Origin of the sequence: Pseudomonas sp. ICMP 460, from assembly GCF_002723595.1 — a bacterium.
GTDB classification, from domain to species: Bacteria; Pseudomonadota; Gammaproteobacteria; order Pseudomonadales; family Pseudomonadaceae; genus Aquipseudomonas; species Aquipseudomonas kitaguniensis.
Window position 1 is genome coordinate 66,839 of the sequence record NZ_LKBR01000020.1, and the last position, 14,157, is coordinate 80,995.

General features: G+C 59.9%; 12 protein-coding genes. 4 read left to right on the forward strand and 8 right to left on the reverse strand.

Annotated features, from left to right (window positions below; genetic code table 11):
• Positions 1-32: 32 nt before the first annotated feature.
• The 4 genes from lon to cmoB all read left to right on the forward strand — a co-directional run bounded on the left by lon (position 33) and on the right by cmoB (position 4,833).
• Complete coding sequence (gene lon / locus AO240_RS15280) at positions 33-2,456, forward strand: endopeptidase La (protein WP_099237176.1); 2,424 nt, start codon at positions 33-35, stop codon at positions 2,454-2,456.
• A 183-nt stretch (positions 2,457-2,639) separates the two neighbouring features.
• A complete protein-coding gene (locus AO240_RS15285) occupies positions 2,640-3,029 on the forward strand; it encodes a protease inhibitor I42 family protein (protein ID WP_099237177.1) in 390 nt (129 codons plus the stop codon).
• Between the two features lie 107 nt (positions 3,030-3,136).
• Positions 3,137-3,880, forward strand: coding sequence for a carboxy-S-adenosyl-L-methionine synthase CmoA (gene cmoA, locus AO240_RS15290; RefSeq protein WP_099237178.1), 744 nt, complete (start codon positions 3,137-3,139; stop codon positions 3,878-3,880).
• On the forward strand, positions 3,877-4,833 hold the full coding sequence (gene cmoB / locus AO240_RS15295; protein WP_099237179.1) for a tRNA 5-methoxyuridine(34)/uridine 5-oxyacetic acid(34) synthase CmoB: 957 nt from the start codon (positions 3,877-3,879) through the stop codon (positions 4,831-4,833). The genes cmoA and cmoB overlap by 4 nt, the downstream gene beginning before the upstream one ends.
• Positions 4,834-4,888: 55 nt before the next feature.
• On the opposite strand, the gene tadA is transcribed toward cmoB, so the two are convergent.
• From tadA to lepA, 8 genes are all read right to left on the reverse strand, one after another.
• Complete coding sequence (tadA, locus tag AO240_RS15300) at positions 4,889-5,386, reverse strand: tRNA adenosine(34) deaminase TadA (RefSeq protein WP_099237180.1); 498 nt, start codon at positions 5,384-5,386, stop codon at positions 4,889-4,891.
• Entirely contained in the window at positions 5,386-6,762 is a 1,377-nt protein-coding gene (locus AO240_RS15305; protein ID WP_099237181.1) for a multicopper oxidase family protein, read from the reverse strand. The genes tadA and AO240_RS15305 overlap by 1 nt, the downstream gene beginning before the upstream one ends.
• A gap of 1,241 nt (positions 6,763-8,003) precedes the next feature.
• Entirely contained in the window at positions 8,004-8,747 is a 744-nt protein-coding gene (gene pdxJ / locus AO240_RS15315; RefSeq protein WP_099237182.1) for a pyridoxine 5'-phosphate synthase, read from the reverse strand.
• A 51-nt stretch (positions 8,748-8,798) separates the two neighbouring features.
• Positions 8,799-9,488, reverse strand: a complete 690-nt coding sequence (recO, locus tag AO240_RS15320) for a DNA repair protein RecO (RefSeq protein WP_099237183.1) — start codon at positions 9,486-9,488, stop codon at positions 8,799-8,801.
• Positions 9,489-9,630: 142 nt separating this feature from the next.
• Complete coding sequence (gene era, locus AO240_RS15325) at positions 9,631-10,533, reverse strand: GTPase Era (RefSeq protein ID WP_027604661.1); 903 nt, start codon at positions 10,531-10,533, stop codon at positions 9,631-9,633.
• Positions 10,526-11,215 carry a ribonuclease III gene (gene rnc / locus AO240_RS15330; RefSeq protein WP_058411950.1) on the reverse strand — a complete coding sequence of 230 codons (690 nt, stop codon included), beginning with the start codon at positions 11,213-11,215 and terminating at the stop codon, positions 10,526-10,528. The genes era and rnc overlap by 8 nt, the downstream gene beginning before the upstream one ends.
• 162 nt (positions 11,216-11,377) lie before the next feature.
• Entirely contained in the window at positions 11,378-12,232 is an 855-nt protein-coding gene (gene lepB, locus AO240_RS15335) for a signal peptidase I (RefSeq protein WP_099237184.1), read from the reverse strand.
• Between the two features lie 5 nt (positions 12,233-12,237).
• Entirely contained in the window at positions 12,238-14,037 is a 1,800-nt protein-coding gene (lepA, locus tag AO240_RS15340; RefSeq protein WP_058411952.1) for a translation elongation factor 4, read from the reverse strand.
• Between the last annotated feature and the right edge of the window lie 120 nt (positions 14,038-14,157).

The following is a 14,157-nucleotide window of genomic DNA, read 5'->3' on the forward strand; positions in this document are numbered from 1 at the left end:
CTAAGCTGCATACTTCCTTATGCAGGTGCCCCATGAGCGACCAGCAAGAATTCCCCGATCTAGACCTCAACGATTACGCCGACCCCGAAAACGCTGACCACGAAAGCTCATCCAACACCGGCCTGGCCCTGCCTGGGCAAAACCTGCCGGACAAGGTCTACATCATCCCGATCCACAACCGGCCGTTCTTCCCGGCGCAAGTGTTGCCGGTGATCGTCAACGAAGAACCCTGGGCCGAAACCCTCGAACTGGTGAGCAAGTCTGACCACCACTCGCTCGCCCTGTTTTTCATGGAAACCCCACCCGACGACCCGCGCCACTTCGACACCTCCAGCCTGCCGCTGTACGGCACCCTGGTGAAGGTGCACCACGCCAGCCGCGAAAACGGCAAGCTGCAATTCGTCGCGCAGGGCCTGACCCGCGTGCGCATCAAAACCTGGCTCAAGCACCACCGCCCACCGTACCTGGTCGAAGTCGAATACCCGCATCAGCCCACCCAGCCGACCGATGAGGTCAAGGCCTACGGCATGGCGCTGATCAATGCGATCAAGGAACTGCTGCCGCTCAACCCGCTGTACAGCGAAGAATTGAAGAATTACCTCAACCGCTTCAGCCCCAACGACCCGTCGCCGCTCACCGACTTCGCCGCCGCGCTGACGTCGGCCACCGGTAACGAGTTGCAGGAAGTGCTGGACTGCGTGCCCATGCTCAAGCGCATGGAAAAAGTCTTGCCGATGCTGCGCAAAGAAGTCGAAGTTGCGCGCCTGCAGAAGGAAATCTCCGCCGAGGTGAACCGCAAGATCGGCGAGCATCAGCGCGAGTTCTTCCTCAAGGAGCAGCTCAAGGTTATCCAGCAAGAGCTGGGCTTGACCAAAGATGACCGCAGCGCAGACGTCGAGCAGTTCGAGCAGCGTTTGGAAGGCAAAGTGCTACCGGCGCAGGCGCAAAAGCGCATCAATGAAGAAATGCACAAACTCTCGATCCTGGAAACCGGTTCGCCGGAATACGCCGTCACGCGCAACTACCTGGACTGGGCCACGGCAGTGCCGTGGGGCGTGTACGGCAAGGACAAACTCGACCTCAAACACGCGCGCAAAGTGCTGGATAAACACCACGCGGGCCTCGACGACATCAAAAGTCGCATTCTCGAATTCCTCGCGGTGGGCGCCTACAAAGGCGAAGTCGCCGGCTCCATTGTGTTGTTGGTAGGCCCGCCGGGCGTGGGCAAAACCAGCGTCGGCAAATCGATTGCCGAGTCGCTGGGCCGGCCGTTCTACCGTTTCAGCGTCGGCGGCATGCGCGACGAGGCCGAAATCAAGGGCCATCGCCGCACCTACATCGGCGCCCTGCCGGGCAAGCTGGTGCAGGCGCTTAAAGATGTGGAAGTGATGAACCCGGTGATCATGCTCGACGAGATCGACAAGATGGGCCAAAGCTACCAGGGCGACCCGGCGTCGGCGCTGCTCGAAACCCTCGACCCGGAGCAGAACGTCGAGTTTCTCGACCACTACCTGGACCTGCGCCTGGACCTGTCCAAAGTGCTGTTCGTGTGCACCGCCAACACCTTGGACTCGATCCCGGGGCCGCTGCTCGACCGTATGGAAGTGATTCGCCTGTCGGGCTATATCACCGAAGAAAAAGTCGCCATCGCCAAGCGCCACCTGTGGCCCAAGCAGTTGGAGAAAGCCGGCGTGGCGAAAACCAGCCTGACCATCAGCGACGGCGCGCTGCGTGCGTTGATCGACGGTTATGCGCGCGAAGCCGGCGTGCGCCAGTTGGAGAAACAGCTGGGCAAACTGGTGCGCAAAGCCGTGGTCAAGTTGCTGGATGAGCCGAAAACGCTGATCAAGATCGGCAACAAAGACCTGGAAAGCTCGTTGGGCATGCCGGTGTTTCGCAACGAACAAGTGCTGTCCGGCACCGGCGTGATCACAGGCCTGGCGTGGACCAGCATGGGCGGCGCGACCTTGCCGATTGAGGCAACGCGAATTCACACACTCAATCGCGGCTTCAAGCTCACCGGTCAGTTGGGCGATGTGATGAAAGAGTCCGCCGAGATCGCCTACAGCTACATCAGCTCGAATTTGAAATCGTTTGGCGGTGACCCGAAGTTCTTCGACGAAGCGTTTGTGCACTTGCACGTGCCCGAAGGCGCCACGCCCAAAGACGGCCCGAGTGCCGGGGTAACCATGGCCAGTGCGTTGCTGTCGTTGGCGCGTAACCAGCCGCCGAAAAAAGGCGTGGCCATGACCGGCGAGCTGACGCTGACCGGGCATGTGCTGCCGATTGGCGGCGTGCGTGAGAAGGTGATCGCGGCGCGGCGCCAGAAGATCCATGAACTGATCTTGCCGGAGCCGAACCGCGGCAGCTTTGAAGAGTTGCCGGAGTACCTCAAGGAAGGCATGACGGTGCACTTTGCCAAGCGCTTTGCCGATGTGGCGAAGGTGTTGTTCTGACAGTTTTGTAGGGCCTGGTCTGGCCTCATCGCGAGCAAGCCCGCTCCCACACTTGATATGTGAATACATTCAAATGTGGGGGCGGCGGTTCGACGATTCGACTTGCTCGCGATGGGGCCATGTGTCACACCTTGTCTCATCTTCGGTTATGCTCGCCCTTCGTCGTGAATCAACGGAGACCCCATGACCGCTGCCCGCCTCCTTCTTCCCGCAAGCCTTGCCCTGCTGGCTGCGTGCGCCAGTGCGCCCAAGCAAAACGTCAGCGTGGACAACCAGAGCGCCTGCCCGCTCCAGCTTAAAACCGGCCAGAACCTGATTCTTACGTTGCCGAGCAACCCCACCACCGGTTATCGCTGGGCCATCCAGGATTCCGCCGGCGGTGTGCTGCGCGCGCTCAGCCCCGAGGTCTACAGCAGCTCGGAGTCCGGCGTGATCGGTGGCGGCGGCCAGTCCACTTGGCGCTTCCAGGCATTTGCCGCCGGCCAGGGCCGTTTGCGTGTGACCTCCCAACAACCTTGGGAGCCGGAAGCCGAACCGGCTGAGACCTTCGATTGCGCCATCACGGTGAATTGATACGCCGGTGGTGCATCATGGCGTCGGTGTTCGATCAGACAACCCGCGCACGCGAGGGCCAACTTGGCTAAAATGCCGGTCTTTCCCCCATCGTCGCCGGACCAGTCGTGAGCAAACAACCCGATCGCCTATTCGCCCAGCCCTTGCCCCAAGTGCCGGACTTCGCCTTTAACGAGGACGTGGTGCGGGTATTCCCCGACATGATCAAACGCTCGGTGCCCGGTTACCCGACCATCGTCGAGAACCTTGGCGTGCTTGCCGCGCAGTTCGCCCAGCCCCACAGTGTGCTTTACGACTTGGGTTCGTCCCTCGGCGCGGTGACCCAGGCCCTGCGTCGGCATGTGCGCACCGACGGTTGCCGGGTGATAGCGGTGGATAACTCGGCAGCCATGGTCGAGCGCTGCCGTGAATACCTCAATGGCCAGGACTCGATGTTCCAGGAGTTGCTGCCGGTTGAGGTGATCGAGGGCGACATCCTCGCGCTGCAGTTCCAACCGGCCTCGGTGGTGGCGCTGAACTTTACCCTGCAATTTATCGCCCCGGACCAGCGCCTGGCATTGCTCGCGCGCATCCGACAGTCGCTGCTGCCGGGCGGGGCGTTGATCCTCTCGGAAAAGCTGCGCTTCAATGACCTTGAAGAGCATGCGCTGCTGACCGACCTGCACATCGCGTTCAAACGCGCCAATGGCTACAGCGAACTGGAAATTGCCCAGAAGCGCAGTGCCATCGAAAACGTCATGAAGCCCGACAGCCTTGAGGAACACCGTGAACGCCTGCTGGCGGCCGGGTTCTCGACAGTTGTGCCGTGGTTCCAGTGCCTTAACTTTGCCTCGTTGATTGCCTTGCCATGATTGATCTGTCCCCCCTCGCCCGCCACTTGGTAGGCACGCCTTTGGCCGTTTGGGCTCAAGGCCTGCAAGCGCAACTCGATAGCAAGATGGAAAAGGGTCATGGTGACCTGGAGCGTTGGCAGAGCGCGCTGGATGCGTTGCCGGCGATCATGCCCAGCGAAGTCGACTTGCTTAACGACCTGGTGCTGGACACTGATTGCGACGACGCGACCCGCGCACAGATGCACACCGCGCTGATGGGGTTGAGCCCGTGGCGCAAAGGCCCGTTCAACCTGTTCGGTGTTCACGTAGACACCGAATGGCGCTCGGACTGGAAGTGGTCACGGGTGGCACCGCACCTGAATTTGCACGGCAAGCGCATTCTCGACGTGGGCTGCGGCAACGGTTATTACATGTGGCGCATGCTCGGCGCCGGCGCCGACAGCGTGATTGGCGTGGACCCAAACTGGCTGTTTTTCTGTCAGTTCCAGGCGGTGCAGCGTTACCTGTCGGCGCCCAAGGCCTGGCACTTGCCGTTCCCGTTTGAAGATTTACCGCCGAACCTGGAAGGCTTCGACACGGTGTTTTCCATGGGCGTGTTTTACCACCGCCGCTCGCCGATCGAGCACTTGCTGGCGCTGAAAGACTGCCTGGTCAAAGGCGGCGAACTGGTACTCGAAACCCTGGTGGTAGAGGGCGACCAACAGCAAGTGCTGGTGCCGGAAGACCGCTACGCGCAGATGCGCAATGTGTGGTTCCTGCCCTCGGTGCCGGCCTTGATGTTGTGGCTGCGCCGCGCGGGGTTCAGCGAGGTGCGTTGCGTGGATGTGAGCGTGACCACGGTGGAAGAACAGCGCGGCACGGCGTGGATGAAGTTCCAGTCACTGAGTGACTTCCTCGACCCTGCAGACCACAGCAAAACCATCGAAGGGCTACCCGCGCCAATGCGCGCGGTGATCATCGCCAGGAAGTAGCCAATACCCCTGAAAAACTGCTGAGCCCCCTCCCACCTTTAGATACTCAGTGTGTTTAGAGTGTGGGCTTGGCTCGGCGGGCTTTGAAGAACTCGCTGAGCACCGCGCCGCATTCCTCGGCCAGTACCCCGCCTTCATACAGCACCCTATGGTTAAGAAAGCCCTGGGTAAAAAACTGCCCCTGGCTTTGCACGATGCCCGCCTTCGGCTCCAGTGCGCCGTACACCACCCGCGCGATGCGCGAGTGCACGATCAAACCGGCGCACATGCTGCACGGCTCCAGCGTGACATACAGCGTGCTGCCCACCAGGCGATAGTTGCTGAGCGCTTGCGCGGCGGCGCGGATGGCGACCATTTCCGCGTGCGCGCTGGGGTCGTTGCCGCTGATCGGGCAATTGAAGCCACGGCCGATGATTTCGCCGTTTTGCACCAGCACCGCGCCCACCGGCACTTCGCCCAGCGCCGCGCCTTCAGCGGCGAGCACCAGCGCTTCGTGCATGAAAGCCTGGTCACGGCTGCGGTCGATAATCGCTGCGGGGCGAACCTGGCGCATCACGCCACCTCGATGGCGGCCATCAGGCCGGTTTCCATGTGGTCGATCACGTGGCAATGGAACATCCACACCCCCGGGTTATCCGCCACCAACGCCACGCGGGCGCGCTCGTTCTTGCCCAGCAGGTAGGTGTCGGTGAAATACGGGATCACCTTGTGCCGGTTAGAGGCGATCACTTTGAAACTCATGCCATGCAGGTGGATCGGGTGTTGGTATTGGGTCATGTTTTTCAATTCAAAAATGTAGCTTTTACCTTTCTCAAGCTTGGCAATCGGGCGGTCGGTGCAGGTTTTATCGGTGATGTCCCACGCCTTGCCGTTGATTTGCCACAGGCTCGGCGGCTTGCCGTCATCCACCGACACGCTGCCCACCCACTCGAAATTGAAGTTGAGTTTTTCGGCATTCGCCAGGTCCGGCTCGGCAATCGGGTTGGCCGGCAGCGCCGCTGGCCATTCGCCTGGCGCGTCGGTATTGGCCACCGAACGGAAGGTGCCCAGGCGCACCGGGCCGTTGCGGATCGACAGTTCTTCGCCCGCCGGTGGCGCCTTGATCGCCAAGCATATGCGCATGCCAGGCCCGAGCCAGTACTCCTTGCCCAACGGGCGCGGCTCGACCGGGTTGCCGTCCAGCGCGTAGATCTGCGCCTCGACGCCCGGAATGTTGAGGCGATAGGTCAGCGTATTGTCGAGGTTGAGCAGGCGCACACGGGTAATCTGCCCGGCGGGCAAATCGACCACCGCCTGCGCTACGCCATTGATCGTCGACAGGCGCCCGGCGGTGCCACCACGCGCCGCCTCACGCGGTACGCTGAAGGCGACGAACGCGCCCTCTTCATCCACATGCCAGCTCTTCAGGCTCAGGGTGCGTTCGTGTTTGAAACCGGTGGGCTCGCGCTCTTCGATGATCAGCGGGCCGACCAGGCCACGACCAAGTTCCTCGCTGCTGTTCACGTGCGGGTGATACCAGTAGCTGCCGGCGTCGGGCACACGGAATTTGTAGTCGAAATATTCGCCGGGCAACACCGGCAATTGTGAGACGTAGGGCACACCGTCCATCTCCAGCGGCAAGCGAATGCCATGCCAGTGAATGGTGGTGGCGACCGGCAGGTGGTTGATAAAACGCACCCGCAGCCATTCGCCCTGGCGCACCCGCAGTTCGGTGCCAGGCGCCGAGGGGCCGAACGCCCAGGCTTGAGTGGTGTAACCGGCGACCAGTTCAACGTACAGCGGCGCTGCGATCAGCTCGTAATCATGCCCCGCCTCGGCTTCGGCGACTTTCCCCAGCCAGTAGCGACAGGCGCCACCGGCGCCCACGCCAACCACGGCCAGGCCTGCAAGACCACCCAGGATTTGTCGACGGGAAAAAGTGTGGGACACAACTACCTCGCGTATCGGCTGCGGGCCAGAGACCCGCAAAGGGCAGATACGATACACCTGCAATCGCTAAACAGTAAGACTTCGCATTGCCAGAGTTGGGAGGGGGCTTGCTGCCGATGGTGGTGTGTCAGTTAAATCATCTGTACCTGAAAGACCGCCATCGAGAGCGAGCGCCCTGCTATCAAACTGCAAATAACCTAATTTTTTTATTGAAATTTATCTAGATTTTTGGCTTTTTGTTTTGAGTGCATATCCGTTATTGAGGTTATGGCTTATATCGGTTCCGCTCTTACAGCGGGTCACTTTTGATAGAGCGCAAAAGTAACCAAAACGCTCTCGCCCCACCACTCGGTGCCTCGCTGTGGCTCGGCATGCCCTCACTCCGATATTACGAAGCGGGCCGCCGCGACGGGGCGTCCCTGCCGGTTTACCCGCTCCGTAATATCTGCGTTCGGCCATCGTGGTTTAACGGGGCGCCTTAGATCAAGATCACAATCAAAAGCAGGCGGCCTGAAAGCCGACCCAATCTCCCACGCTGAATGCGGTCAAATGTGAGAGATTCCATGGCTGAAAAAGCGGGACGCAGAGCGTCCGGAGCGGCATTACCACGCAGAGCGTGGGAACGATCATCACGGCCCGAAAGCCGACCCAATCCCCCAAGCAGAATGTGGTCAAACTGTGGGAGGGGGCTTGCTCCCGATGGCGGTGTGTCAGTCAACTCATGTATCAACTGTAAAACTGCTATCGGGAGCAAGCCCCCTCCCACAAAAAGCAAAAAAAGCAGATCTGCTGTGTATGCAAATCTGCTTTTGATCCGCTTCAACCACTCAGGTCGGCTTTCAGGCCGCCGTGCTCTTGCTTTTGATCTTTGTGATCTTGATCTGAGAAGCGCCCCGTTAAACCACGATGGCCGCACGCAGGCTTGAATCCGTGGGTAACCCGGCAGGACGCCGGGTTAGCCGCGCTGGGCCAAGGATGGCCCATCGCGGCGGCCCACGGATTCAAGCCTGTGTGCGGGCATGCCGAGCCTAAGCGATGCACCGAGTGGTGGGGCAAGAGCGTTTTGGTTACTTTTGCGCTTTTCAAAAGTGACTCGCTGTAAGAGCGAAACCCATACAAGCCATAAACCCAATACCGGATATATACCCAACCTAAAGAACACCCCCAGCCAGTTTGCGCGACAGCGCCACATTAAACCTCCCTCACTTCGACGCTTAGTGTGTTTGTAACACGGTACTCACTCAGCCTTTGGCAGCCGCCAGGATCAAGGCTTTCATCTCGGCTACTGCCCCTTTGAACCCAACGAACAGCGCGTGCGCCACCAGGGCGTGGCCGATGTTCAGCTCGTTGATGCCCTTGATCGCAGCCACCGCCTGGACGTTGTGGTAATGCAGGCCATGGCCAGCGTTGACGATCAAGCCTTGCGCAAGGCCGCAGTTCACACCGTCGATGACGCGTTGCAGCTCATTCGCCACGTCGGTCGGGGTGGTCGCATCGGCATAACGGCCGGTGTGCAGTTCGATGGCCGGCGCGCCGACGCGGCGCGAGGCTTTGATCTGGCGCTCATCGGCATCGATGAACAGCGACACTTCGCTGCCCATGCGTGACAAGCGCTCCACCGCGGCTTTGATCCGCGCTTCCTGGCCGGCCACGTCCAACCCGCCTTCGGTGGTCAGTTCCTGGCGGGTTTCGGGCACCAGGCAGATATGCGCCGGGCGGATGCGCTCGGCGAACGCCATCATTTCTTCGGTCACGCCCATTTCGAAGTTCATGCGGGTTTGCAGCACGTCCTTGAGCAGCAACACGTCGCGCTCTTGAATGTGCCGGCGGTCTTCGCGCAGGTGCACGGTGATGCCGTCGGCGCCCGCTTCTTCGGCATCCAGCGCGGCCTTGACCGGGTCAGGGTAACGGGTGCCCCGGGCCTGGCGCAGGGTAGCGACGTGGTCGATGTTGACGCCAAGAAGAATGCGATTGCTGGTGGTCACGGAAGCGCTCCTGAAAAGGGAAACAAACGCTGCACAGCATACACGGGGTTGTCAGGGCTTTCGAAACAACTCGCGGCTGACCAGCGGTCGCCCACCCAAGTGCACGGCCAGCGCCTGGCGCATCAAGCGTTTGGCGGCGGACAAGGCACCGGGGGCGCTCCAGTCGGCCTCGCTCATGGCCAACAACTCGGTGCCCTGGAACAGGCCCGGTTGCAGCAGGTACACGCGCTCAAGCCCGGCGTCGACTTGCAGGCGGTACATGCCGTCGGCGGCGATGGGTTCGCCGCGCAGGTCGTTGGCGAGTTCAAAGCCGTAGCCCAAATCGTCGAGCAAGCGCCATTCGAACGCGCGCAGCAGCGGCTCCAACGGGCGACCTTCGGCGAGGGCCAACAGCGTGGCGGCGTAGTGATCAAAGACGGCCGGGTGCGGGTCTTCGGCAGGCAACAGGCGAATCAGCAATTCATTCAGGTAGAGGCCGCTGAACAGTGCCTCTCCATTCAGCCAGGCGGACGTGCCGACACTTTCCAGGCGGCCGACGTTTTTCAGCTCGCCCTTGCCCCGAAATTCAACGTCCAGCGCCACAAACGGCCGTGCCAACGTGCCCGCCTTGCCCCGCGCACTGCGCAACACCGCGCGCAGGCGGCCCTGGGGCGTGAGGAAGTCCACCAAAGCGCTGGTCTCGCGGTAGGCGCGGCTGTGCAGCACGTAGGCAAGTTGGCTAGGGGGTTGGGATTGGGACATGGGTTCTCTATCGTGAAAACAACACAAACCGAATGTGGGAGGGGGCTTGCCCCCGATGGCGGTGTATCAGTCACTTGTTGGTTAACTGAGCCACCGCTATCGGGGGCAAGCCCCCTCTCACATTTTCTGCCCTGCGGTGTGCTTACAGGTCGCCGTAGCCGAGCGAACGCAGTGCGCGCTCGTCGTCGGACCAACCACCCTTAACCTTCACCCACAGGTTGAGCATGATCTTGGAATCAAACAGCAACTCCATGTCCTTGCGCGCTTCAGTGCCGATGCGTTTGATACGCTCGCCCTTGTCGCCGATGATGATTTTCTTCTGGCCGTCACGTTCGACGAGGATCAACGCGTGAATGTGCAGGGTCTTGCCCTGCTGCTTGAACTCTTCGATTTCGACCGTGATCTGGTATGGCAGCTCGGCGCCCATCTGGCGCATGATTTTCTCGCGCACCAGTTCGGCGGCGAGGAAACGGCTGCTGCGGTCGGTAATCTGGTCTTCCGGGAAGAAGTGCTCGTTCTCCGGCAGGTAACCGGCGATTACGCGTTCCAGCGCTTCGAGGTTGTGACCGTGCTGGGCCGAGATCGGCATGATCTGGGCATTCGGCAGTTGTTCCTGCAACCAGCTCAGGTGCGGCATCAGTTCGGCTTTGTCTTCGATACGGTCGGTCTTGTTCAGCGCGACGATCAAAGGGCCGGTGACGTATTGCACACGCTCAAGAACCATCTGGTCTTCGTCGGTCCACTTGGTGCGGTCGACCACGAAGATGACCACGTCAACGTCTTTCAACGCAGCCGAGGCGGTCTTGTTCATGTAGCGGTTAAGCGCTTTTTCGCCACCTTTGTGCATGCCGGGGGTGTCGACGTACACCGCTTGCACGCTGCCTTCGGTCTTGATGCCGAGCATGTTGTGGCGGGTGGTTTGCGGCTTGCGCGAGGTGATCGCGAGCTTCTGGCCGAGGATGTGGTTCAGCAGCGTGGACTTGCCCACGTTCGGGCGGCCGACGATGGCAACATAGCCACAGCGTGTTGCGGTTGAATCAGTCATGGCCATTCTCCACGCCCAGGGCAATCAGTGCTGCAGCGGCCGCTACCTGTTCGGCAATACGACGGCTCACACCCTGACCTCGGCTTTTTTCATTCAGTAAGGTGATTTCACATTCCACGAAGAACACGCGGCAATGAGGCTCACCCTGTATATCCACCACTTCGTAACGTGGCAGGTCGCACCCGCGTGACTGCAAAAATTCCTGCAGGCGGGTTTTGGGGTCTTTGTTGGTGTCGACCAGCGTCAGGCTTTCGATTTCCGAAGCCAGCCAGGCGACCACACGCGCCTTGGCCGCTTCCATGCCTGCATCGAGGTAAATTGCGCCGATCAGCGCTTCAAGGGCATCGGCCAGGATCGACTCGCGACGGAAACCGCCGCTTTTCAGTTCACCCGAGCCCAGCCGCAGGTACTCGCCCAGGCCAAAGCCACGGGCCAGCACGGCGAGGGTCTCGCCCTTCACCAGGCGCGCACGCAAGCGCGACAGTTGGCCTTCACGTGCTTGAGGGAAGCGCTCGAACAGCGCCTCACCTGCGACGAAATTGAGAATGGCATCACCGAGGAATTCCAGGCGCTCGTTGTTACGCCCTGCAAAACTGCGGTGTGTGAGGGCAAGGACCATCAGCTCCTGATCCTTGAAGGTGTAGCCGAGCAGGTGCTCTAAACGACTTAGAGAAACGGTCACGGTTTATCCATACCTGGTTGATGCATATCGGGTTGGTGGCACCGGCGGCCATCGACGATTGACGCAGTGTTCAAATTCAAATCCTGGTTGGTGCAGCAGGCGTCGGACACTTGTCCAAGCCCCATAAAAGCATTCGGCGCTGTGTTCACAGCGCCGCCTGTATTACTTGATCAGCCCGACCCGCGAGAAGTTCGGCAGGTGGCTGAGCTTGGGTTCCGGCCAACTCATCCAGACCGCGAAGGCCTTGCCGACAATGTTCTCGTCGGGGACCATGCCCAGCAGGTCTTTGGGAATGTTGGGGTCATCCCAGTACCGGCTGTCGTTGGAGTTGTCACGGTTGTCGCCCATCATGAAGTAGTGCCCGGCAGGCACCTTCCACTCGCCATCAGGCGTGGCACGGTAGCGGCTCATTTCCTTGCGGATTTCGTGCTCTACCGCACCGAGTTTTTCCTGGTACAGCTCGGCGCTGCCCAAGGTGTTCGGCTCGGAGCCGAGCAATTTCTCGGCCACCGACTCACCGTTGATGAACAGTCGCTTGTCGCTGGTGTAGCGAATCACGTCACCCGGCAGGCCCACTACGCGCTTGATGTAGTTGACGTTCGGGTCGCTTGGGTAGCGGAACACCATCACATCGCCGCGCTGCGGGTCACCGACCGGGATGATTTTTTTGTCGACCACCGGCAGGCGAATGCCGTACGAAAACTTGTTCACCAGGATGAAGTCACCCACGTCCAGGGTAGGTTTCATAGAGCCCGAAGGAATCTGAAACGGTTCTACCAGGAACGAACGCAGTACCAGCACGATGAACAGCACCGGAAAGAACGACTTACCGTATTCAACCAGCAAAGGCTCTTTGTTCAGCTTCTCGACCACCGCCACATCGGGCTGGCTGACGCTGCCCTGATAAGAGGCGATAGCAGCCCGCCGACGCGGGGCGAAGAACACCAGATCGAGCAACGCCAGGAGGCCGCAAACGGCAACAGCGATGACCAGCAACAGCGGGAAATTTAGTGACATAGGACCTAACTATCCAACCTGAGCACCGCAAGGAAGGCTTCTTGTGGAATTTCCACGTTGCCCACTTGCTTCATGCGTTTTTTACCGGCCTTTTGCTTCTCAAGCAGCTTGCGCTTACGGCTTACGTCACCGCCGTAGCATTTGGCCAGTACGTTCTTTCTGAGTGCCTTGACGGAGGTCCGTGCAATGATCTGCCCGCCAATGGCGGCCTGGATCGCAACGTCGAACATCTGGCGCGGAATCAGTTCTTTCATTTTTTCGGTCAACTGACGCCCTTTGTAGTGCGCGTTTTCCTTGTGCACGATCAGCGCCAGGGCGTCGACCTTATCACCGTTGATCAGCACATCCAGTTTCACCAGATTAGCGGATTGGTAACGGTCAAAATGGTAATCCAGCGAAGCATAGCCGCGGCTGGTGGATTTGAGACGGTCAAAGAAGTCCAGAACCACTTCGTTCATCGGCAAATCGTAAGTCACTTGTACCTGGGAGCCGAGGAACAGCATGTCGTGCTGCACGCCACGCTTTTCGATACACAGGGTAATCACGTTACCCAGGTGCTCTTGCGGTACCAGGATATTGGCCCGCACGATCGGCTCGCGCATGTCCTCGATAGAGGATATGTCCGGAAGTTTGGACGGGTTGTCGACGTAAATCGTTTCACCGGTTTTCAGCACCAGCTCAAAAATAACCGTCGGCGCCGTGGTGATCAGGTCCAGGTCGTATTCGCGCTCAAGACGCTCCTGGATGATCTCCATGTGCAGCATGCCGAGGAACCCGCAGCGGAAGCCGAAGCCCAGCGCGTCCGAGCTTTCCGGGGTGTACTGCAACGACGAATCGTTGAGGGTGAGCTTCTGCAGCGCTTCGCGGAAATCTTCGAAGTCGTCGGAGCTGACCGGGAACAGGCCGGCGTAAACCTGCGGCTGGATGCGTTTGAAGCCCGGCAGCACGTCAACGTCAGGCGTGGAGCTCAAGGTCAGCGTGTCACCTACCGGCGCACCATGAATGTCCTTGATACCGGCAATGATAAAGCCTACTTCACCGGCTTTCAGATCAGTGGTAGCGGTGTGCTTGGGGTTGAATACACCGACGCTGTCCACCAGGTGGATCTTGCCGGTGGATTTAACCAGAATTTTATCGCCCTTTTTCACACGGCCGTGGCGCACACGTACCAGGGAAACAACCCCCAGGTAGTTGTCGAACCAGGAGTCGATGATCAACGCTTGCAGCGGATCTTCGTAATTGCCGGTGGGGGCGGGAATGGTCTTGACCAGGCGCTCGAGCACTTCATCAACGCCCAGGCCGGTCTTGGCGCTGCACTCGACGGCGTCGGTGGCGTCAATGCCGATGATTTTTTCGATTTCTTCTTTAACGCGGTCCGGATCAGCCTGTGGCAGGTCGATCTTGTTCAGTACCGGCATGACCTCAAGGCCCTGCTCGATCGCGGTGTAGCAGTTGGCCACGGATTGGGCTTCGACGCCCTGGCCCGCATCGACCACCAGCAAGGCGCCCTCACAGGCCGCCAGCGAACGGCTGACTTCATAGGTGAAGTCAACGTGGCCGGGAGTGTCAATGAAGTTCAGCTGGTACTTGATGCCGTCTTTGGCAAGGTAGTACAGGGTAACGCTGTGGGCCTTGATGGTGATACCGCGCTCACGCTCAAGGTCCATGGAGTCCAGTACCTGGGCTTCCATTTCACGCTCGGCAAGGCCGCCGCACATCTGGATGAATCGATCGGCCAGCGTCGACTTGCCATGGTCAATGTGGGCGATGATGGAGAAATTGCGGATATGACTCAAATCACTCACGGATCAACACTCAAAAAGGCTGCAGGCAGATTGCCCGCTGAAAAATAGCCGGGAATTGTACCTGATGCTCGGGCCAGACGTCATCTTTGCTTGCCAGAACAAAAATGCCCCGATCTCTCG